Raw genomic sequence first — 20,210 nt, forward strand, 5'->3', positions numbered from 1 at the left:
GAGGGGAAACGCCCGGTCCCATTCCGAACCCGGAAGCTAAGCCCTCCAGCGCCGATGGTACTGCACCCGACAGGGTGTGGGAGAGTAGGACACCGCCGAACATCCGTTACCGAAAGCCCCCCAACCATGTTGGGGGGCTTTCGGCATTCCCGGGCACGAACACCCATGCCGCGCCTGTCTTTTCACCCCGACGCACCCCCGGCCAGGACCTGCAGTGCGCGGGACGCCAGATGAAGATTCAGGCGTGTGTCGACGCTGCGGAGATCACGCCCGGTCAGTTCGTGAATGCGAGACATCCGGTATCGCAGGGTGCTGCGGTGGATCCTGAGTGCCTGCGCGGTCTCGTCGTACTTGCCTCCGCATTCGAGGTATTGGGCCAGTGTGGCCGTCATCGTGCTGCGGTGTTCCCGGTCGTAGTCGAGCAGCGGGCCGAGCCATTCCTGCACGAATGCCTCGACGTCTCCGGTGCTGCTGTGCGAGTCGAGGATCCGGTAGACGCCGAGTTCGTCGAACAGCGCCACCCCACGGGGCGACAGCGACTGTTGTCTGATCTCGAGCGCCCGTATCGCGTGGGTGTACGAGTCGGGAAGACCACTGGGGGAGGTGCATTCGGATCCGACACCGATCACTCCCATCGCGGGGCCGAGTGACTTCTCCAGCGCTGTGAAGATGATGTTCACATCTGTCTTCGCATCCATGACGGCGGCGAGGACCCCGGTTCGGTGCTCGGTGTTGTGGACGAGGAGCGCCGACGAGTCGGAGGACGCCAGGTGACGCCGGAAGGCTTCCGCGACGGACTCGACGGGTGTGTCCGGCCCCCAGCGGACCACCAGGACGCGTTGCGGGGTGTGCAGGTCGTAGCCGAGTGCGTCGGCCCGGGAATAGGCGCTGTCGTCGTCGGTGCCGCCGAGCAGGTCGGCGCCCAGGTCGCGGCTCAGCCGCGCCTCCGCCTCGGCGAGTGATCTGCGATGCGCCATGTCGACGGCGAGCATCGTCGCGGCGTATTCGAGGGCGGCGGTGTCGAGGTCGGTGGCCCGATGTTCCGGGTCGGACAGATACAGAACGCCGAGAAGTGTCTGGCCGGGCCGGACTATCTGCACGATCCGGTTGTCGTGCCGCAGCGGGCGCCCTTCCATCGCGGCACGGCGCAGGACGTCGACTCGGTTCCCGCCGCCGATCTTGCGGTACCGCGGGGCCTTGTCCGGGCCGGCCCAGACGCGGAGATTGCCGAAGGCGTCCTCGATCCCGACGGCAAGTCCGGTCACGTGGTGGAGGGTCTCGGCGATGGCGGTCTCGTCGGCGCCGGTCGCGGCGAGGCGTCCGAACGTGTTCTGAATCTTCGCTTCCTCCTCGAGCCGCGCGACCCGCGCGCCGAGCGCGGTGATCTCGTCCGCGGCCTCGCGCAATTGACGTTCCTGTGTGGCCGCCCGGGAGCGGAGCGATGCGGCGCGCAGGGCCGACCCCGTGTGCTGAATCAACAACTCGAGCAGCGTGGCCTGCACCGGGGTAGGCGGGTAGTCGGCCCGCAGGGTGAGCGACACCGGCCTCGACCACGAATCGTCGAAAAGCACGCGGTGTCGACAGACGTCGTCGTCGTGGCGTTCGCCCGTCGGAGCCGACACGGGTTCCACCGTGAAGGGACCGACTTCGGGGAGAGCTTCGACCAGCAGGGCGAGGATCTCGTCCCGATTCCCGCAGTCGTGCATGTGCGCGGTGACGGCCAAGACCGCGGACAGGTTCGTCGCCCGCGGCGTGTGATCCACCCTCGGGTCTGGGGCTGCTTCCAGATCCATGGCTTGGAACTACCCCGTTTTGCGCCGTCGAAACCGGGACGCTGTCCGCTGAGGCCGGATTTCGGTGGATTCTTTCGTTCCGCCGTGACCATGTGGGGAGACGGATCAGCCGCCACTCTTGGTAACTGAGGGGTGGCACTATGACCCAATCCAATAATTGGCACGATCCCGATCTGAACATGATTCGCGATGTCGTCGCGCACACGTCGGACGGGTGCGAGGGCTGTCTCACGCTCGGTACCCGCTGGGAGCACCTGATGTTGTGCCTGACGTGCGGCTATGTCGGATGCAGTGACGGATCACCGATGCGGCACGCGCGACACCACGCCGAACGCAGCGGTCATCCGATCGTCCAGTCGCTCCACGCGGGGGACAACTGGCGCTGGTGCTTCGTGCACGACGCCCAGATCTGCACGCCGTATCCGGCGACCGGGGCCCGGGTGGTCGCACCGAGCCTCGTGCCCGGACCGTCGGACGACCTCAGACACGGTCTCCGTATCGCGAAATCGCAGTGACGATCGCAGACCACACGGCGTCCGCCTGAACCTCGGGGGGAGCGTCGTCGAGCCAACGTGGGCGTACCAGGATTCCGCCGGAACGAGGCGACGTCGGAAGCGGTCCGGGAACTGCGGCGTAGGCGTCCGACGCCGACACCGGGGCGGACGAACCATCGAACGAGGAATGAGACGTCTCCTCGTGTGCGCCGTGCCTGAGCTGGAGAACCTCCTGTCCCTCCCGTCCGCGCAGGAGGAAGAAGAGCAGCGGGTCGTCGTCGAGCACCCACGCGGCCTGATACAGCACCGCGGCAGCGTGGCGGCACGGCACGTCCCACTCCTCGCAGGTGCACGTCGCGTCGGCGTCGAACATCGACGGCACGAGGGACGCGTCGACGGCAGCGAGGTCGTCGTCGAGTTCGCGGGGAAGCGTCCCACTCGACAACTGGGCGACGTGACCGCTCCGCGACGCGAGGGTCGCGAGCACCTCGCCCCACTGGCGCTCGTCCAGCTGGTCCACCCGGATCCGCACGTGCAGGCTCTCCTCGTCCGTGTGCACGTCCGCGGAGACGAGCCCGGCCGCGAACGTGAGCGGACCGACCAGTCCACCACGGGCATAGGCGCGTCCGCGTTTCAGCGTGTCCGAGTCGAGTGCGGCCTGCTCGACATCGTCGACCCATCGCTGCGCCCACCAGGTCCAGCCGCGGGTGCGGCGGCCCTTCTGCGCCGGAAAGCGGGGAAGCGTGACGGCGTCGCTCACAGATCACCTCCGAAGTCGTAGTCGGGGCTCAGCGCCACCAGCCGGGTGAGTTCGCGATCGGTCAGTTCGGTGAAGGCGTCGGCACCGTGTGACAGGACGGAGTCGGCGAGCTGCCGCTTGGACGCGAGCATGCCGGCGATGCGTTCCTCGATGGTTCCGGCGGTGACGAGCCGGTGGACGACGACCGGGTGGGTCTGCCCGATGCGGTACGCGCGGTCGGTGGCCTGGTCCTCGACCGCGGGGTTCCACCAGCGGTCGAAATGGACGACATGATCGGCCCGGGTGAGGTTCAACCCGGTACCGGCGGCTTTGAGGGACAGGATCAGGACGGGAATGTCGCCGTTCTGGAAGCGTTCGACCAGTTCCTCCCGGGCGGGGACGGGTGTGCCCCCGTGCAGGAATTCGCAGCCCACTCCTCGCGCCGTCAGGTGCCGCCGCAGCAGCCGTCCCATCGTGGTGAAGTGGGTGAAGACGAGCGAACGCCCGCCCTCCGACAGGTTGGTGTCGATCAGCTCGTCGAGCAGACCGATCTTGTGGGAGCGGCCGGTGAGCGCGGCGTGCTCCTGCCCGAGGTACTGGGCGGGGTGATTGCAGATCTGCTTGAGTCCCGTCAGCAGCGACACGATGCTGCCGCGCCGCCCGATGCCGTCGCTCGTCTCGATCTGCTCCATGGCCTCGCGCACGAGGGCCTCGTACATTCCGGCCTGTTCCGGGGTGAGCGTGACGTCCAGGTCGATCTCCGTCTTCGGCGGAAGCTCGGGGGCGATCCCCGGATCGGACTTCGTGCGCCGGAGGACGAACGGCGAGATCAACGCCGCCAACTCCGCCGCGCGGTCGGCGCCGTCCTCGGCGGCCGAGCCGTCGTAGCGGCGGTGGAACTGCGCGTACGGACCGAGGAGGCCCGGTGTGACGCCGTCGAGGATCGACCAGAGGTCGCTGAGCCTGTTCTCCACGGGTGTCCCGGTGAGCGCGACGCGGGCCTGTCCCGCAATCGTCCGCAGTGCCCGGGTGACGGACGCGGCGCGGTTCTTCAGGTGTTGCGCCTCGTCCGCGACGACCAGACCCCACACAGTCCGGGCGAGTACGTCGCAATCGAGCCGCATCGTCGCGTACGTGGTGAGGACGACGGTGTCGCTGCCGCCTGCGACCGTCTCACCGGGAGGGCGCCGCTTCGGACCGTGGTGGACGAGGACGCCGGTGCCCGGCGCGAAGCGTTCGATCTCCCGTCGCCAGTTTCCGAGCAGAGACGCGGGACAGACCACCAGCGTGGGTCCTGCCGTTTGCGGTGTCTGCTGTCGGTGCAGGTGAAGTGCGATGAGGGTCAACGTCTTTCCCAGGCCCATGTCGTCGGCGAGACAGGCGCCCAGGCCTCGTGACGTGAGCCCGGCCAGCCAGCGGAATCCGGTCAGCTGGTAGTCCCGCAACTGCGCGCGCAGGGCTGCGGGGACCGGCACGGCCTCCGGATCCTGGTCGGACAGCTCACGCGCCACCGCCGCGGCCGCTCCATAGGAGTCGACGCGGACGTCCTCCTCGCCGCGCCGGGCCCGGCCGGTCAGCGACGCGCGGAGGGCCTCGATGGACGTCATCGTTCCGGTCCGCCGCTGGAGGGTCTTTCGTATCAACGCCGAGTCCGCGACGACGTATCGGTTGCGGAGTTTCACGACGGCGCGCTCCGCCGAGACGAGCTCCTCCATTTCCTCGCGAGTCAGAACGTCGTCGCCCACCGCCACGCGCCAGTCGAAGTCGAAGACGCGGTCGCCGCCGAAAGCGGCTGCGCCCTCGCGGGACCCGGGCTCGCCGAGGATCATGCGGGTGGAGGTGCGGGCGACCAGTTCGCGCGGCCAATGGATCTCGAGTCCACGCTCACGCAGCCGACGGCCGGCGTCCCCGGCGAGGGACGCCAGGTCGTCGTCCTCGAGCCGGATGCGGTGCGGCGCCTCGGCTCGCAGCAGGTCTTCGAGCGGCGCCCAGTCCTGGGCCGCGCGGCGGAGGGCGTCGAGAACCTCGATCCGCGGGTCGGCGGCGAACGCGGACTCGGCGAGCGTCGGATGCCGCCACAGGTCGACGGCGTCGCACACCACCCCGGGCCGCGCCACACCGTGCACCTGGACTGTCGCGTCGAACTCGCCGGCCGAGAGGTCGACCGCGTGCGGATCGACGGGGTCGATCCGCAACGACAGCGCGATCGCATCGGGTGCCAGGGCGTCCGCCCACGCCCGGAGTGCGGGGAAGGTCTCGGCGTTCCATCCCCGGTAGGGTCCGGCGTCGGCCGGTGAGTCGAGTCGCGGGATCGTGTCGACGGCAGCGGTGAGGAAGTCGCGCAGCACGTCCACCGCGGCGGGGAGGCGAACTCCGGCGGCGGACGGATCCCCGAGTGGAATCGCGCGCGCTTCCGGCGGGAGGGCGGCGGCCAGCAGGCGCAGATGAGATTCGTCCTCGTCGTCGAGGACGCCGAGCCGCCAGCGGTCGCGGCCACTCGGCGCAACCGCGGGAAGGATCTTGCCCGCCCCGACGTATCCGAGAGCGGTCCGGGTGCAGGCGGCCCAGAACGCGACCGATCGATGCGTTGTCTCGCCGGGTCGCAGTGCCAGGAGCATCGGCAACGCTTCGGCGAGCGAGATGCTCTGCGTCGGAACGCGTTCCACGGTGCTTCCGATTGCCATCCGGGTGTGGGAATCGATACTCGGTGGCAGCGGCCCGTCCGGGGAATCACGCCAGAACGCCAGGCGGGAGTCGCGCGGAGGATCGGACGGCACGAAGGTGGCCGCACAGGCGGCGAGGATGGGCCCTGCTGTCACTACTGCGCCTTTCGCCTGGTTTACAGTACGCCGTACGTCAACGAGGCGGCGGACGGAATTGTTCCCGGGCGCCGTGGGAAGATCTCGGCATGGGTAGAAGCGCGACACCGGAGGGCGACCCCGCCCGCACCATGGAGCTGCTCTGGGGTGGCGGCAGTACACCGATCTCTCGCCCCCGCAACGGGAAGCCGGGCCTGACGCTCGACCGGATCGTCGAGGCCGCGATCTCCGTCGCGGATGCCGAAGGGCTGGACGCCGTCTCGATGCGCCGGCTGGCAGCCGAACTCGGCGCCGGGGCGATGTCGCTGTACACGCACGTTCCCGGGAAGACCGAACTGGTGGAGGTGATGCTCGATCGCGCGCTGTCCACCCTCGAGACGGCCGACGACACCGAAGCGGGGTGGCGGGAGCGTCTCGCGGCCGCCGCTCACGACTATTTCCATCTGCTGTGCGCCCACCCGTGGATGCTCGGCGTCGTCGCGCTGAGCCGGCCGGTCCTCGGGCCCGGCGGGATGGCCAAGTACGAGCGGGAACTGCGCGCGGTCGAGGGACTGGGACTGTCGGACCTCGACATGGATTCGGTCGTCACGCTCCTCGACAGTTTCATCGCGGGCGCGGCGCGGGCCGCGGTGGACGCGGCCGCGCTCGCCGCCCAGGGGGAGGCGGACCGTGAATGGTGGCAGCGCGTCGCTCCGCACTTCGAAAAGGTCTTCGACCCCGACCGGTTCCCGCTGGCCGCCCGGGTCGGGGCCTCCGCCGGGGAACACCACGACGCCGCGTACGCGCCCGCCCACGCCTTCGAATTCGGGCTGGCCCGGCTACTCGACGGCGTCGGCGCCCTCATCGTCGACGGCGGAACCGGCGGGGAGTAGTTCGGCCGGAACGGCCAGCGTGGTCGGTTCGACACGGCCGCGCAGGGTGACGGTGTCGGTGAGTTGCCACCGTGTGCGTTCGTCCTCGGCTGCCGCGTCGATCGCCCGCTCGGATGCGACGACGTGTCCGGACACGTTCTTGGCGAGTTCGGACAACCGCGCTGCCTCGTTGACGGGATCGCCGATCACCGTGTACTCGAACCGTTCGTGGGCTCCGATGTTTCCGGCCACGGCGCGACCCGCCGCCACCCCGATTCCCGCATCGCACTCCGGGACCTCGGCGGTGAGCCGTTCGCGGAGGGCCCGAGCGGCGGAGAGCGCGGCACCTGCATGGTCGTCGAGCGCCACGGGTGCCCCGAAGATGGCCAGCGCGGCGTCACCTTCGAACTTGTTGACGAACCCGCCTCGCCGATCGACCTCGTCGACGACCACGTTGAAGAACCGGTTGAGCAGGTCCACGACCTCCGCAGGCGACCGGGTGGCCGCGATCGTGGTGGACCCGATGATGTCGACGAACAGGACCGCCACGTCACGTTCCTCGCCGCCGAGTTCGGGGTTGTGCCGCAGGGCCTGGGAGGCCACCTCCTGCCCGACGTGGCGCCCGAACAGGTCGCGGATCCGCTCACGTTCGCGGAGTCCCTCCACCATCCGGTTGAACCCGGTCTGCAGCGCGCCGAGTTCGGTGCCGTCGTACACGACGACCTCGGCGTCGAGATCGCCCTCCGCCACCTTCGCCATGCCCAGCGACACCGAGCGGATCGGCGCCTCGGTGGCACGCACGCTGATCACGACCAGCAGCAGGCCGAAGAGCAGGATCACACCACCCAGCGCGAGGATCGACACCGCGAGGCTGGTCGGGCTCGCCGGCCGGATGAAACTGAAGATCGCGATGAGCATCAGACCGAGCACCGGAACACCCGTCCCGAGGATCCACGCCAGCGCGGTGCGGCCGGTGATGCCCAGGGTTCGGCGGGGACGCGGTCCGTCCGATCCCAGTGCCCGGGCGGCGATGGGGCGGAGGGCGAACTCCGTCAGCAGGTAGCAGAACGCGCAGACCGTGATCCCGGCCAACGCAATCGTGAATGCGACTTTCGGAATGGTCTGGGGATCGATGAGGCCGTACAGCGTCGTGAAGAAGACCAGCCCGATGCCCCACAACGCCGCCTGGACACGCGTCAGACGCCACGGTGCGCGAAACGCCGCCGACCGGTCGTGGTCCGTGGGCGCGTCGTCCTCCGTGGCCCACCGGAGATCCGACACCAGTCGTTTGGTGCCCCACGTCACGCCGATCAGGACCGCGCACAGCACGAACACGGGCACCGCGACGAAGTTGGCGATCATGAACTCGCTCGACCACACACTCGGGCCGGGGACGACGACACTGACGAGCAGGCAGGTGATCACCGCGCCGACCAGGTTCGTGAACACCAGCGGGGCGGTGAGTAGCAGCTGGACACGGATACGCCGCCTGCGGGGACTCTCGTCCGGTGATCCGAGCAACCACGACCCCAGCGGGGCGACGGATCGGCGAGGGCGGCGCATAGTCATTCGAGACTAGTCGGCACGATCCCTTAGGGTGGGCGGGTGCGCCTAGTGATTGCCAGATGCCGAGTCGACTACGTAGGCCGTTTGACGGCACATCTGCCCACCGCTCGTCGCCTGTTGTTGATCAAGGCCGACGGTTCCGTGAGCATCCACGCCGACGACCGCGCCTACAAGCCGCTGAACTGGATGAGCCCGCCCTGCTGGCTCGTCGAAGACACCGTGGAAGACGCCGAAGCGCTGTGGGTGGTGACCAACAAGGCCGGTGAGGAACTGCGGATCACCATCGAGGAGATCGAGCACGACTCCAGTCACGAACTCGGTGTCGATCCGGGGCTCGTCAAGGACGGTGTCGAGGCACACCTGCAGGAGTTGCTCGCCGAACACGTCGAAACGCTCGGCAGCGGTTACACGCTCGTCCGGCGTGAGTACATGACGGCCATCGGTCCCGTCGACCTGCTGTGCCGGAACGCCGACGGGGCTTCCGTCGCCGTGGAGATCAAGCGCCGCGGAGACATCGACGGTGTCGAGCAGCTCACTCGGTACCTCGAACTGCTCAACCGGGATCCGCTGCTGGCGCCGGTGAGCGGTGTCTTCGCCGCCCAGCAGATCAAGCCGCAGGCCAAAACCCTTGCCACCGACCGCGGAATCCGGTGCCTCGTGCTCGACTACGAAGCGCTGCGCGGTACCGAGAGCACCGAGTTCCGGCTCTTCTGAGGCCTAGGCTGAACCCGTGCCCCGTCGTAAACCGCAGCGGAAGAACACACGCCGCAGTGCGCCCCCGGACGACTCCGAGGGGTCGCTGTTCGGTAGTGCGATGATGCGTCAGGAGTCCGGGCCCGCAGGCTACGCCGACGAGAGTTTCATCGTCCGCACGATCCCCGGGGCCCGGGCGACCAAGTCCTACCGGTGCCCCGGCTGCGATCACGACATCCGGCCGGGCGTCGCCCACCTCGTCACCTGGCCGGCCGAATACGGCGGAGCCGAGGACCGGCGGCACTGGCACACCGGGTGCTGGTCGGGACGCAGCACCCGGGGCCTCACGCGCAGGTGGTCCTAGCTTCCCGTCTTCACGGTTCGCTGATCCGCCGGCCGGTTCGCCGGGTTCTTCTCGACGGTGGACAGCACTGCGGTGTCCTCGTCCGAGTTGTCCGTCTCGTCCGCGGAGTTCTTCCCGGACTCGCTCTGCGTGGACTTCCGGTCGGCGGCACCGCCCGGTGCCGGCTTGCTGCTCGTGTTCTCGGTCGAGCGCTTCTCCGAGTTCGATGCCGCGGTGTCGGGCTGCGCGTCCAGGAGTTCACTCTCCCGGTTGACCGACGCCAACATGGCGGGAACGGAATCGAGCTGACCCCGAATTCCCAAGAGCTGCGCCAGGATCCGGCCGCGTAGCACGCGAAGTTCTTCCGCGAGTTCCTTGGCGTGGGCGATTTTGCGCTCCGACTGGTCGGTGGCCGCCTGCAGCCTGCGCTCCGCCTCGTGCGTGGCGTCCGCGAGACGGCGATGCGCCTCGGCCTTGCTGGTGGACTCGAGTTCGTTGACGGCCGTGATCGTCTTCTGACGACGCTCGGACATCGCGAGGTCGAAGTCTTCCTGCACCTGCGACCGACGCAGTTCGGCCTCGGCGGCGAGGCGGTCGCGCTCGGACTGAGCGGCCTCGACGATCTTCGCCGCCTCCGTGCGGGCCTTGGCCATCGTCTGCTCGTGCTGAATCTCGAGAGCACTCCGGCGGTCTTCGAGTTCCGCGACCAGCGACTCGTACTGGCCGCGGAGCTGCGCGCCCTCCTGCTCGGCGACGGAGATCATCTCGGCGGCGTCGGCCTCGGCCTTCGCACGCACCTCGGACGCCTCGTCCGACGCGAGCCGGAGCATGCGCGAGATGCGGTCGCTCATTCCCTCCGCGGTGGTCGGCGGAACGGACAGGCGGTCGACATCCTTGCGGAGATCGTCGATCTCGTCCCGCGCATCGTCGAGCTGCTTGGCGAGATCCCGCGCCTGCGCCGCCGCGGCGTCGCGGTCGGCGGCAGTGACGCGGAGCTCGGCGTCGAATCGCTCGAAGTAGTTACGTACCTCGTCCCGATCGAATCCCTTGCGCACGGTGGAGAAGGGAAGGGGGATCGAACCACGGTCCTGCTCGTTTACCATGGCCGCCAATCTACCTGGGCAAAGTAGAACTTGTCTCTGCGCCTGGTACCCGGCGGCCGGCCACAGCTCTAGTGAGTCGCCGACGGCTCGACGAGCTCGACGAGAACTCCGCCTGCGTCCTTCGGGTGGACGAAGTTGATGCGCGAGTCGGCGGTTCCGCGGCGAGGTGCGTCGTACAGCAGGCGCACGCCGCGCTCGCGCAGCTGGGCGGAGATGGCGTCGATGTCCGTCACGCGGTACGCGAGCTGCTGGAGACCGGGACCGCTGCGATCGATGAACTTGGCGATGGTCGAGTTCTCGTTCAACGGTGCGAGAAGCTGCAGCGCGGTGCTGCCCTCGGGGGAGCCGACGACGCTGAGCATCGCTTCGCGCACGCCCTGCTCCTCGTTCACCTCTTCGTGCGTCGACACCATGCCGAGGTGTTCGGAGTACCACGCGATGGCGGCGTCGAGGTCGGGAACGGCGATACCGACGTGGTCGATGGCGGTCACCAGGTCCGAGGACAGCGGTGACGTGGTCTGGGTGGGGGAGGACTGTGTCATGGTCCCGACGTTAGCGCTACCGTTTCGGTAGTTCTCGTCGGGATGTGACTTCCGTCGCCCCGCACCTGCCTACTCGTCTCACGCGGAGGAAATCGTGACCAGTTCTGTGATCGTCGCCGGAGCCCGGACCCCGATGGGCCGGTTGCTGGGTTCGTTGAAGGATGTGTCGGGTTCGGATCTGGGTGGGGTGGCGATTCGTGGTGCGCTGGAGAAGGCGGGCGTCGCTCCCGAGCAGGTCGAGTACGTGATCATGGGTCAGGTGCTCACGGCGGGGGCGGGGCAGATCCCGGCGCGGCAGGCCGCGGTGGCCGCGGGGATCGGGATGGATGTGCCGGCGCTGACCATCAACAAGGTGTGCCTGTCCGGGATCGATGCGATCGCGTTGGCGGATCAGCTGATCCGGGCCGGCGAGTTCGAAGTGGTGGTCGCCGGCGGCCAGGAGTCGATGTCGCGCGCCCCGCACCTGCTGGAGAAGTCGCGGGAGGGTTTCAAGTACGGCGACGTCACGATGCGCGACCACATGGCCTTCGACGGGTTGTACGACATCTTCACCGATCAGGCGATGGGGAGTCTGACAGAGGCGAAGAACGCGGAGGACGGGCAGCGGATCAGCCGTGAGGAGCAGGACACCTTCGCGGCGGCGTCGCATCAGAAGGCGGCGCGGGCCTGGAAGGACGGGGTGTTCGACGACGAGGTGGTGCCGGTGCCGGTGCCGCAGCGGAAGGGGGATCCCGTGCTGGTCGGCTCCGACGAAGGCGTGCGCGGCGATACGACGGCGGAATCCCTGGCCAGGCTGCGGCCGGCGTTCAGCAAGGACGGCACGGTCACCGCCGGGTCGGCGTCGCAGATCTCCGATGGCGCGGCCGCTGTCGTGGTGATGAGCAAGGCGAAGGCGCAGGAACTCGGGTTGTCGTGGATCGCGGAGATCGGCGCGCACGGGGTCGTTGCGGGTCCGGATTCGACGCTGCAGTCGCAGCCGGCGCGGGCCATCGCGAAGGCGTGCGCCAAGGAGGGGATCGAGCCGAAGGACCTGGATCTGGTGGAGATCAACGAGGCGTTCGCGGCGGTGGGGATCGCGTCGACACGGGAGCTGGGGTTGGATCCGGAGATCGTGAACGTCAACGGCGGGGCGATCGCGATGGGGCATCCGCTGGGCATGTCGGGGGCGCGGATCGCATTGCATCTGGCGCTGGAGTTGCGTCGTCGCGGCGGGGGTGTGGGCGCTGCGGCACTGTGCGGTGGTGGCGGTCAGGGTGACGCCCTGATCGTCCGCGTCCCCAAGGCCTGACCAGACGACAGTCCGTGGTGGTGTATCTCACACCACTACGGACTGTCGTAGATGGTCGGGCACAATGGTCGGCATGGCGAACGTCTTCGATCTCAGCACCACGGCCACGCGCTTCCGATTTGTCGCAATTCTGGAGGCATTCACCTGGCTCGGCCTCCTCATCGGCATGGCCTTCAAGTACCTGCCCGCCGACGGCAACGAGATCGGCGTGAAGATCTTCGGGCCCATCCACGGCGGTGTCTTCGTCCTGTACCTGCTCATCTCGCTGTGGACCGCCCGCAAGCTGAGCTGGAATCTGGTCACCACCTTCTGGGCGCTCGTCGCCAGCGTCCCGCCGTTCGGCACCGTCGTGTTCGAGGTCTGGGCGGCCCGCACCGGCCGGATGGGCGAACTGTCCCGGTCGAGCGCCGTGAAGAGCGAACCGTCGCTCGTCTGATCCGCTCCGCGGTAGGCACGGCCCGCATTCCGGTGCGCGCTCAAATCGTGACAAACTGGTGGACGTGACTCGACCAGGTTCTCGTCCGTCAGCGCGTTCCTCAGCAGTGGCCGCGGCCATGAGCGGAGCAGTCGATCTCTCCGCCCTCAAGGAGCGTGCGGCCGCTCCACCCCCGCCGGCACCCGCACCCTCCGGGGACGGCGCGGCCCCGGCCGCACCCGGGAGTACCGGACTCATACTCGTCATCGACGTCACCGAGGCGACGTTCGAGGCGGAGGTGCTCGTCCGGTCCCAGCAGGTCCCGGTCGTCGTCGACCTGTGGGCCACCTGGTGCGAGCCGTGTAAACAACTCTCACCCCTGCTCGAGAAGCTGGCACACGAGGCCGGCGGCACCTGGGTGCTCGCCAAGGTCGACGTCGATGCCAACCCGCGGATCGCACAGGCTTTCGGCGTCCAGTCCGTCCCGACCGTGGTCGCCATCGCCGGCGGGCAACCGCTCGCCGACTTCCAGGGCGCGCAGCCCGAACCGCAACTGCGTCAGTGGCTCGCCGCCGTTCAGCAGGCCACCGCCGGAAAGCTGTCCGGACCGCCGGCCGGTGACGGCAACGAGGACGAGCCCGAACCGGAGGACCCGCGTTTCGTCGCGGCCGAGGCCGCGCTCGACGAAGGCGACCTGTCGGCAGCCGAAGCCGAGTTCCAGAAGATCCTCGACGACGAACCGGCCAACGCCGAGGCGCAGGGCGCGATCCGGCAGGTGCGTTTCCTCGCCCGCGTGCAGTCCGTCGATCCCGGTGCCGTCGCCGCGGCGGACGCCGCCCCGAACGACATCGACGCCCAGTTGCAGGCCGCGGACGTCGAGCTCTACTCCCAGGCCCCCGACGCGGCGTTCGCCCGTCTCATCGGTGTCGTCGCCCGCAGCGCCGGCGACGACAAGACGCGGGTACGGACGCGTCTGCTGGAGTTGTTCGAACTGTTCGACCCGGCCGAGCCGGTCGTCATGACCGCGCGACGGAAACTCGCCGCCGCACTGTACTGACGAGGAACCGGGGTGAGTGCTGTCGGCACTCACCCCGGTCACCTCGTCTGATGGTCAGCTTCGAACGCGCTCCACCCGTCCGACCAGGAAGACGTAGGACGCGACCCCGACCGCGGTCACCACGGTCATGTAGACGAATCCCGGCGCGAAGCTGTCGTCGGTGACGAGCAACCCGATCACGATGGGCGTCGCGATCGACGACAGGTTGCCGATGAAGTTGAACATTCCACCGGTGAGCCCGAGCAGTCGTTCCGGCGCGAGCGCCGAGACCAGCGACCACGTGATCGACGCGAGCCCGTTGCCGAAGAACGCGATGGACAGGAACACGATCACCATCGCGGTCGAGTCGGTGAAGTTGGCGCCGATCATCGCGACCGTCAGCAACAGGCCCACGATGATCGGACCCTTCCGGGCGACTCCGAGAGACACTCCCTTGCGCAGCAGGAAATCGGAGAACACCCCGGAGAACAGCACACCGACGAGTGCCGCGACGAACGGCAGCGAGGCGAGAAATCCGGACTTGATGTAATCCATGTCCCGGTACTCGACGAGATACGTGGGGAACCAGGTGAGGAAGAACCACAGCGTCGACGTGAGGCAGAACTGCCCCAAGTAGATCCCCCACAGCTTGCGCCGGCCGAGGACGGTGGCGACATCGTTCCGGGTCACCGCCGGACGTTCGGGTTGCTGCTCGTCCGCGAGGTCGACGAGTCCGCCGCCGTCGCGGATCAGGTCGATCTCGGCGTCGTTCGCCCGCGAGTCGCGTGGCTCGCGATAGAACGCGTACCACACGGCACCCCAGACCGCCCCGATCGTTCCGGTCACGATGAAGACCCAGTGCCACGACAGCACGGACTGCAGCCAGGACAGGAACGGCGTGAGCAGGGCCAGTCCGATGAACTGCCCGGAGGTGTAGAAGCCGATCACCGTCGCCCGTTCACGCTCGGGGTACCAGGCCGTCGCGACCCGGTTGTTGATCGGATACGCGGGCGCCTCGAACACACCGACCAGCAGGCGCAACGCGATGAGCGCTACGAAGCCGCCGATGACCCCCATGAACGCGGTCGCGACCGACCACAGGATGAGGCAGGCGGGGTAGAGCAGTCTCGGGGGAATCCGGTCGACGAGCCATCCTCCGGGGATCTGCAGCGCCGCATAGGTCCAGCCGAAAGCCGACAGCAGAAGTCCCTGCTGCGCCTTGGAGAGATCCATTTCGTCCGCGATCGCAGGCATCGCGATCGACAGGTTTGCCCGGTCCATGTAGTTGATGACGACGGTCACGAACAGCATCACCGCGATGAGAACGCGCGCCTTCGACGCCTGCGCGGCGACCGTAGTGGACTTGCCGATCTTCTGGGTCTGCACCATTGCCCTCACCACTCCGCAAAGGATCCGTCGGTGTGGCGCCAGACCGGGTTTCGCCAGCGATGGCCTTCGGCGGCCCGTTCGATCACGTACTCCTCGTTCACCTCGATGCCCAGTCCCGGACCGGTGGGGATTCGGACCTGACCGTCCGCGTACGTGAACACGGACGGGTCGACGAGATAGTCGAGGAGATCGTTCGACGTGTTGTAGTGGATGCCGAGGCTCTGTTCCTGGATCGTCGCGTTGTAACAGCCCGCGTCGATCTGCAGGCACGTGGCCAGGGCGATCGGCCCGAGGGGGCAGTGCAGCGCGAGTGCCACGTCGTACGCCTCGGCCATGTGCGCGATCTTCCGGGCCTCGGTGATGCCACCGCAGTGCGACGGATCGGGCTGGATGATGTCCACCGCCCCGGACGCGAGGACGGTTTTGAAATCCCAACGAGAGAACAATCTCTCACCCAGCGCGATCGGGATCGGCGACTGTCGCAGCACGTCGACGAAACCGTCGACGTGCTCGGAGAGGACCGGTTCCTCGACGAACATCAGCCGGAACGGCTCGAGTTCCTTCAGCAGCACCTTGGCCATCGGCTTGTGCACCCGGCCGTGGAAATCGACGCCGATGCCGATGTTCGGGCCCACTGCGTCCCGTACCGCGGCGACGTTGGCGAGGCACTGGTCCACCTTGTCCCAGGAGTCCAGGTACTGCAGTTCCTCCGTGCCGTTCATCTTCACGGCGGTGAACCCCCGGTCGACCACTTCGCGTGCCGCCTTCGCGGTGTCCGAGGGGCGGTCGCCACCGATCCAGGAATAGACCTTGATCCGGTCCCGGACGCGGCCGCCGAGAAGCTCGTACGCAGGCACGCCGAGGGCCTTGCCCTTGATGTCCCACAGGGCCTGGTCGATGCCGGCCAGCGCGCTCATGTGGATGCCGCCACCGCGGTAGAAACCGGACCGGTACATGACCGTCCACAGGTCTTCGATCTGCGTCGGATCCTGTCCGATCAGGTAGTCGGACAGTTCCTCCACCGCCGCGGCGACGGACGCGGCCCGGCCTTCGAGCACCGGTTCGCCCCAGCCGACCACGCCGTCGTCCGTCTCGATCCGCAGGAACAGCCACCTGGGGGGAACGGCGTACGTGGTGAGTGACTTGATCTTCATGGAGTCCTCCTGTGCGGGGCTGTGGTGGTGGCCCCGGGGTGTAGGTGTCGGTTCAGGCGGCTTCGGCCGACCAGATGTTCATCAGGGTGAGGGCGCGGTCGCGGACGGTCTCGGCGCCGTCCCCGGGCCGGTACAGGCAGGTTCCGAGTCCCGCGCCGCCCGCGCCCGCGGATGCCCACTCGGCGAGGTTGGTTCGGTCGACGCCGCCGACGGGGAGCAATTCGACCTCCGTCGGCAGGACGGCCCGCCATGCCTGCATCCCGGCTGTCCCGACCGAGTCGGAGGGAAACAGTTTGATGCTGCGCGCTCCCGCACCGACGGCGCGAAACGCCTCGGTGGGAGTGGCCGCTCCCGGATACGGGTGCAGGTTCCGGGCAACGGCGGCGCCGATGACCTCCACGTCGGTGTTGGGCGAGACGATGATCCGGGAGCCGGCTGCTTCGGATCGGATCACGTCGTCGACGCTCAGTACCGTTCCGGCCCCGACGACGCAGACGTCGCCGACGGCCGCGACCAACCGCTCTATCGAGTCGAACGGTCGCGGCGAGTTCAGCGGGACCTCGATCGCGGTGAACCCGGCGTCGACGAGGGCCGAGCCGACGGCGACGATCTCGTCCGGGGTGATGCCGCGCAGAATGGCGATCAAACCGGTCCTGGTGGTGGTGGCTGTGCTGCTCATAGGGACTCCTTCTCGGGATTCGTGGATGGCGCCGGGTCGACCAGCCCCGCATCGACCGCCACGCGCCACAGACCCTGTGCGGCGGCCTCCTCGGCGACGATGTCGGCGGCCACGCCGTGAACGCGCAGTCCGGCTGCGTAGCGTCGGCAGAGATCGGCGTTTCCGCACAACAGGATTCGGCTTCCGGCGGCGTAGTGGGGCAGGAGATGCCGGACCTCGTCGGCGATGATCACGCCGGAGACGTAGTCGGGAAGCGACGCCGGATCGAGGAGTCCGTCGAGCACGAGGGCTCGTGCTCCGAACAGCTCCGCGGGTAGTCCGCGACTCGGTGTCGACGTTCCGGTGGCGAGGCCCCGCTCGAACGCGGCGTCGTCCCGCACCTCTGCGGTTGCCGTTCGGCCGAGGATGCCGTGCTGGATCACCAGGCCGTACAACTCGCCCGACATCGATGTGGCGAACGAGGCGATCTTGCGGTTCTCGACTCGTGCCCACTTGCTGTGTGTTCCGGGGAGCACGATCGTGAGTGGTCGGTCGGTCGGCGGGAGCAGGCCCAATGCTCCGATGATCTGCGTCTCCTCGCCCCGCATGACGTCGCCGGCCACCGTGCCGTCGGCCGAGGGTGCGACGCGCAGGCCGGGTACGAGATGCAGTACTCCGCGCGAATGAGGAACCGTCGTCAGATCGCCGGCGTCGATCGCGAGATCGGTCGGCGTGGTCAGATAGCCGGCTTCACGCCAACCCTGGGCGCTGCCGACCATGCCGCAGGCGATCGCCGGGAGACCGGGGGTGGCCGCGATCCAGTCGCCGCAGGCCTCGTCGAACGCGGCTTCGTAGTCACGCGTGCGCGATGCGGGGTCGTCTCCGGCGGTGCCGAGCAATCCGAAGTCCGGCCGGCGAACGTCCAGAATGCGGCCGCCGTCGCCGAGGAGCCAGGCACGCTGTGACGACGTACCCCAGTCGAGGGCGATCAGGCGCGGTGTCGATGTGTCGGGGGTGTTCTGGATCACGCGAACCACTATCGGACGTGAATCCCATAATGACGAACACGGTCCCTATATATGGGACAGTGGGGTGTGGCGAATCCGACGTACGACATTCCCCCCGGCACTCAGACGCTCGCGAGGGGGCTGGCCGTCATCCGCGCCGTCTCCGACGGCGCGCAGGATCTCCGCGCGGTCGTCGAGAGCACCGGGCTGGGACGCAGCACCACCCACCGGCTCGTGCAGTTGCTGGTCCACGAGGGATATCTCCGGAGCGGAAGCCGCGGCTACACACTCGGCCCGACGTTGATCGAACTGGGTTTCAAGGCCCTCCACGGCAACCCACTGCCGGTCGTCGCGCGCCCGATTCTCGAAGAGCTGTCGGCGCACGTCCACGACACCGTGCACCTGGCGGTCGAGGACGGCGGATCGGTGCTGTATCTCGACAAATTGCCGGGGTCTCGGGGTGCCGAGATGCGCTCCCGCATCGGTCACCGCATGCCGCTGACCCGCGCCGGTGTCGGAAAGGCGCTGCTGCTGGACTCGGCCGACCGCTGGGATGCGCTGTACGAGAGCGATGCCGCACACGCGCAGCGGCCACCGAGTCCCCGCGGAGTGGCGGACTTCCGCGCGCGGATGGAGGACTACGCGCGGAGGGGCGCGGCGATGGACCTCGAGGACAACGAACCCGGAATCCGCTGTGTGGCGGCACCGGTGCGGGACGCGTCGTGCGCGATCGTCGGTGCGATCAGCGTGTCGGCCACGAGCCCGTACATGCCGGACGAGCGCATGCGCGGACTCGTGCCGGTCGTGTGCCGGGCCGCGGGGCGGATCTCCGCGGCGCTCGGCTACCGGGAGATCTGAGACGGCGATCGGGTGATCCGCTGGTGGGACGGTCAGCGGTACCGGCCCTCGCAGGCCTGCTCGCCGCCGAGCACTCCGGTGCGGAACGCGTCGACCCGGGAGAATCCGCTCGGAACGGTCTCCCCGTTGACGTCACTGGCGGCGAGTCCGTCGGTGAGCAGCCCCGACACGGCCTCGTCGAGATCGCCGGGGGACAGCCACACGCTGCCCGCCTCCAGGGTGGCGGGACTGTCCGGGCTCAACGCGCTGGTGATGACGCCGGACAGGCAGGCGGCTCGCAGCGCGGTCTGGGGTGAGTGCAGATCGTTGCCCCGGTCCCGCTGCAACGCCAGGGTGTACCGCGAGGCGAGCAGGACGTATGCGTTGTAGTCGCCGGTGAGTTTGGTCTGGAAGAGTTCCCGCCTGCCCGGGCGGCCCGGTGTGCCGCGTTCGGCGAGGGCGTCGACACTGACCCCGATCGTGTTGGTGGCCGGGCAGTACGACACCGGTTCGGTCGCGTCGGCGTCCGCGCAGTCGAGGTCGGCGCCGTCGAGTTGCAGCGTCGGGGGATCGCTGAGATCGAAGATCTGCTGGAAGGACGTGAAGAACGCCTCGAGCGCCTCCTCGGTGACGGGGAGTTCGCCGTCGTCGCTCTCGTCGGCGAACCGCTGAGGCAGATCCGCGCGGCGCGAGTCGATCTCCTTCTCGTCGATGCGCGTGCAGGACGCCGGACCGTCCGTGAATCCGATCTGGGTGGCGGTGACGCGTTCGAACGCCGAGCCGTGCACGTTGTCGGGATCGTTCGGGTCGCTGTCACCGATCGCCACCGCCGACGCCAGTACCTTGTTCAGCCCGTCCGACGTGTTCAGCGTGAAATGGGTCGCCTTGTCTTCCGCGATGTACCGCATGAACGCCCCCGCGAAGCAGTCGGCCTGCTGTTCCCGCACGATGCCACCGCCCACGTTCTCGTCGGCGATTCCCGCCTTCGTCTGCACGGCGTGCCCGTACTCGTGTGCCAGAACGAAGACGGCGGCGACGACGCCGAACTTCTCCACGACCTCGGGCAGCAGCAGCGCCCGGTCCCAGCCGATCGTGTGGTCGGTGCTGCAGTAGCCGGCGTTGAGGAGTTCCTCGGTGCTGTCCCCGCAGAACCGTGGGCCGTCGGACTCGCGCGGATCCCAGGAGATCAGTTCCTCGACCGGCTCGAACTTGCGCTGGAACAGCGCCGGGAACTCGGTGCGCCAGTAATCCTCGATGTCGCTCACCGCGTTGGCGGCCATCGTGTCGATCTCACCGCCGTCGGTGCCGGTGACGGGCACGTCGGCGTCGGCCACGCCCTTGCGGGCACCGCTCGGACCCGACGTGGCATCCAGCCCAGCCACCTTGAACGGATCGTCGTAGATGGACGCGGCCTCGCCGTCCACCGACCGCGTGCACCCGGACAGGACGACCGCAGCCACGGCCAGAACGCCCACGCTCGCAG

The 20,210-nt window shown here is 68.4% G+C and carries 19 protein-coding genes and 1 rRNA gene; 9 read left to right on the plus strand and 11 right to left on the minus strand.

What is annotated here, in order from left to right:
• A 5S ribosomal RNA gene (gene rrf / locus HGB39_RS21185) occupies positions 1-101 on the plus strand; the annotation flags it as partial.
• Positions 102-182: 81 nt separating this feature from the next.
• On the opposite strand, the gene HGB39_RS21190 is transcribed toward rrf, so the two are convergent.
• Positions 183-1,793, minus strand: a complete 1,611-nt coding sequence (locus HGB39_RS21190) for a PucR family transcriptional regulator (RefSeq protein WP_043790161.1) — start codon at positions 1,791-1,793, stop codon at positions 183-185.
• A gap of 140 nt (positions 1,794-1,933) precedes the next feature.
• Between HGB39_RS21190 and HGB39_RS21195 the strand changes: the two genes are divergently transcribed.
• Positions 1,934-2,308 (plus strand): UBP-type zinc finger domain-containing protein, encoded by a 375-nt coding sequence (locus tag HGB39_RS21195; RefSeq protein WP_005262064.1) that lies wholly within the window; start codon positions 1,934-1,936, stop codon positions 2,306-2,308.
• Here the strand turns inward: HGB39_RS21195 and HGB39_RS39925 are convergent.
• On the minus strand, positions 2,274-3,047 hold the full coding sequence (locus HGB39_RS39925) for an SWIM zinc finger family protein (protein WP_064080148.1): 774 nt from the start codon (positions 3,045-3,047) through the stop codon (positions 2,274-2,276). The genes HGB39_RS21195 and HGB39_RS39925 overlap by 35 nt on opposite strands.
• On the minus strand, positions 3,044-5,845 hold the full coding sequence (locus HGB39_RS21205) for a DEAD/DEAH box helicase (protein WP_064080149.1): 2,802 nt from the start codon (positions 5,843-5,845) through the stop codon (positions 3,044-3,046). Before HGB39_RS21205 ends, HGB39_RS39925 begins: the two co-directional genes overlap by 4 nt.
• A gap of 89 nt (positions 5,846-5,934) precedes the next feature.
• Between HGB39_RS21205 and HGB39_RS21210 the strand changes: the two genes are divergently transcribed.
• Complete coding sequence (locus tag HGB39_RS21210; RefSeq protein WP_043793467.1) at positions 5,935-6,717, plus strand: TetR/AcrR family transcriptional regulator; 783 nt, start codon at positions 5,935-5,937, stop codon at positions 6,715-6,717.
• Here the strand turns inward: HGB39_RS21210 and HGB39_RS21215 are convergent.
• Positions 6,664-8,259: an adenylate/guanylate cyclase domain-containing protein gene (locus HGB39_RS21215; RefSeq protein ID WP_005262057.1), complete on the minus strand. Its 1,596-nt coding sequence runs from the start codon at positions 8,257-8,259 to the stop codon at positions 6,664-6,666. The two genes, HGB39_RS21210 and HGB39_RS21215, sit on opposite strands and share 54 nt — an antisense overlap.
• Positions 8,260-8,301: 42 nt before the next feature.
• On the opposite strand from HGB39_RS21215, the gene nucS reads away from it, so the two are divergent.
• Both nucS and HGB39_RS21225 read left to right on the plus strand, forming a co-directional pair.
• Positions 8,302-8,976 carry an endonuclease NucS gene (gene nucS / locus HGB39_RS21220; protein WP_005248359.1) on the plus strand — a complete coding sequence of 225 codons (675 nt, stop codon included), beginning with the start codon at positions 8,302-8,304 and terminating at the stop codon, positions 8,974-8,976.
• Between the two features lie 16 nt (positions 8,977-8,992).
• Positions 8,993-9,319 (plus strand): Rv1322 family protein, encoded by a 327-nt coding sequence (locus HGB39_RS21225; protein WP_005262055.1) that lies wholly within the window; start codon positions 8,993-8,995, stop codon positions 9,317-9,319.
• On the opposite strand, the gene HGB39_RS21230 is transcribed toward HGB39_RS21225, so the two are convergent.
• Positions 9,316-10,401: a coiled-coil domain-containing protein gene (locus HGB39_RS21230; protein ID WP_005262054.1), complete on the minus strand. Its 1,086-nt coding sequence runs from the start codon at positions 10,399-10,401 to the stop codon at positions 9,316-9,318. The two genes, HGB39_RS21225 and HGB39_RS21230, sit on opposite strands and share 4 nt — an antisense overlap.
• 68 nt (positions 10,402-10,469) lie before the next feature.
• A complete protein-coding gene (gene mce, locus HGB39_RS21235; RefSeq protein WP_005248354.1) occupies positions 10,470-10,943 on the minus strand; it encodes a methylmalonyl-CoA epimerase in 474 nt (157 codons plus the stop codon).
• A gap of 94 nt (positions 10,944-11,037) precedes the next feature.
• Between mce and HGB39_RS21240 the strand changes: the two genes are divergently transcribed.
• The 3 genes from HGB39_RS21240 (at position 11,038) to HGB39_RS21250 (ending at position 13,703) form a co-directional block, all read left to right on the plus strand.
• Complete coding sequence (locus tag HGB39_RS21240) at positions 11,038-12,231, plus strand: acetyl-CoA C-acetyltransferase (RefSeq protein WP_005262053.1); 1,194 nt, start codon at positions 11,038-11,040, stop codon at positions 12,229-12,231.
• A gap of 64 nt (positions 12,232-12,295) precedes the next feature.
• On the plus strand, positions 12,296-12,667 hold the full coding sequence (locus HGB39_RS21245) for a DUF3817 domain-containing protein (RefSeq protein WP_005262052.1): 372 nt from the start codon (positions 12,296-12,298) through the stop codon (positions 12,665-12,667).
• 118 nt (positions 12,668-12,785) lie between these two features.
• On the plus strand, positions 12,786-13,703 hold the full coding sequence (locus HGB39_RS21250; RefSeq protein WP_043790304.1) for a tetratricopeptide repeat protein: 918 nt from the start codon (positions 12,786-12,788) through the stop codon (positions 13,701-13,703).
• A gap of 54 nt (positions 13,704-13,757) precedes the next feature.
• Here HGB39_RS21250 and HGB39_RS21255 read toward each other — a convergent pair whose 3' ends face one another.
• Genes HGB39_RS21255 through HGB39_RS21270 form a run of 4 tightly spaced genes read right to left on the minus strand, consistent with a single transcriptional unit; the run spans position 13,758 to position 17,911 of the window.
• Complete coding sequence (locus HGB39_RS21255; RefSeq protein ID WP_005262050.1) at positions 13,758-15,071, minus strand: MFS transporter; 1,314 nt, start codon at positions 15,069-15,071, stop codon at positions 13,758-13,760.
• A gap of 5 nt (positions 15,072-15,076) precedes the next feature.
• On the minus strand, positions 15,077-16,225 hold the full coding sequence (gene dgoD, locus HGB39_RS21260) for a galactonate dehydratase (RefSeq protein WP_005262049.1): 1,149 nt from the start codon (positions 16,223-16,225) through the stop codon (positions 15,077-15,079).
• A 52-nt stretch (positions 16,226-16,277) separates the two neighbouring features.
• Complete coding sequence (locus tag HGB39_RS21265; RefSeq protein WP_005567778.1) at positions 16,278-16,904, minus strand: 2-dehydro-3-deoxy-6-phosphogalactonate aldolase; 627 nt, start codon at positions 16,902-16,904, stop codon at positions 16,278-16,280.
• Positions 16,901-17,911: a 2-dehydro-3-deoxygalactonokinase gene (locus HGB39_RS21270; protein WP_005567780.1), complete on the minus strand. Its 1,011-nt coding sequence runs from the start codon at positions 17,909-17,911 to the stop codon at positions 16,901-16,903. The genes HGB39_RS21265 and HGB39_RS21270 overlap by 4 nt, the downstream gene beginning before the upstream one ends.
• Before the next feature lie 51 nt (positions 17,912-17,962).
• On the opposite strand from HGB39_RS21270, the gene HGB39_RS21275 reads away from it, so the two are divergent.
• Positions 17,963-18,748, plus strand: a complete 786-nt coding sequence (locus HGB39_RS21275) for an IclR family transcriptional regulator (protein WP_005567782.1) — start codon at positions 17,963-17,965, stop codon at positions 18,746-18,748.
• A 32-nt stretch (positions 18,749-18,780) separates the two neighbouring features.
• Here the strand turns inward: HGB39_RS21275 and HGB39_RS21280 are convergent, their stop codons facing one another.
• On the minus strand, positions 18,781-20,202 hold the full coding sequence (locus HGB39_RS21280) for a neutral zinc metallopeptidase (protein ID WP_005567784.1): 1,422 nt from the start codon (positions 20,200-20,202) through the stop codon (positions 18,781-18,783).
• Positions 20,203-20,210: the final 8 nt, after the last annotated feature.

Source organism: Rhodococcus opacus, assembly GCF_012396235.1.
Lineage (GTDB): Bacteria > Actinomycetota > Actinomycetes > Mycobacteriales > Mycobacteriaceae > Rhodococcus_F > Rhodococcus_F opacus.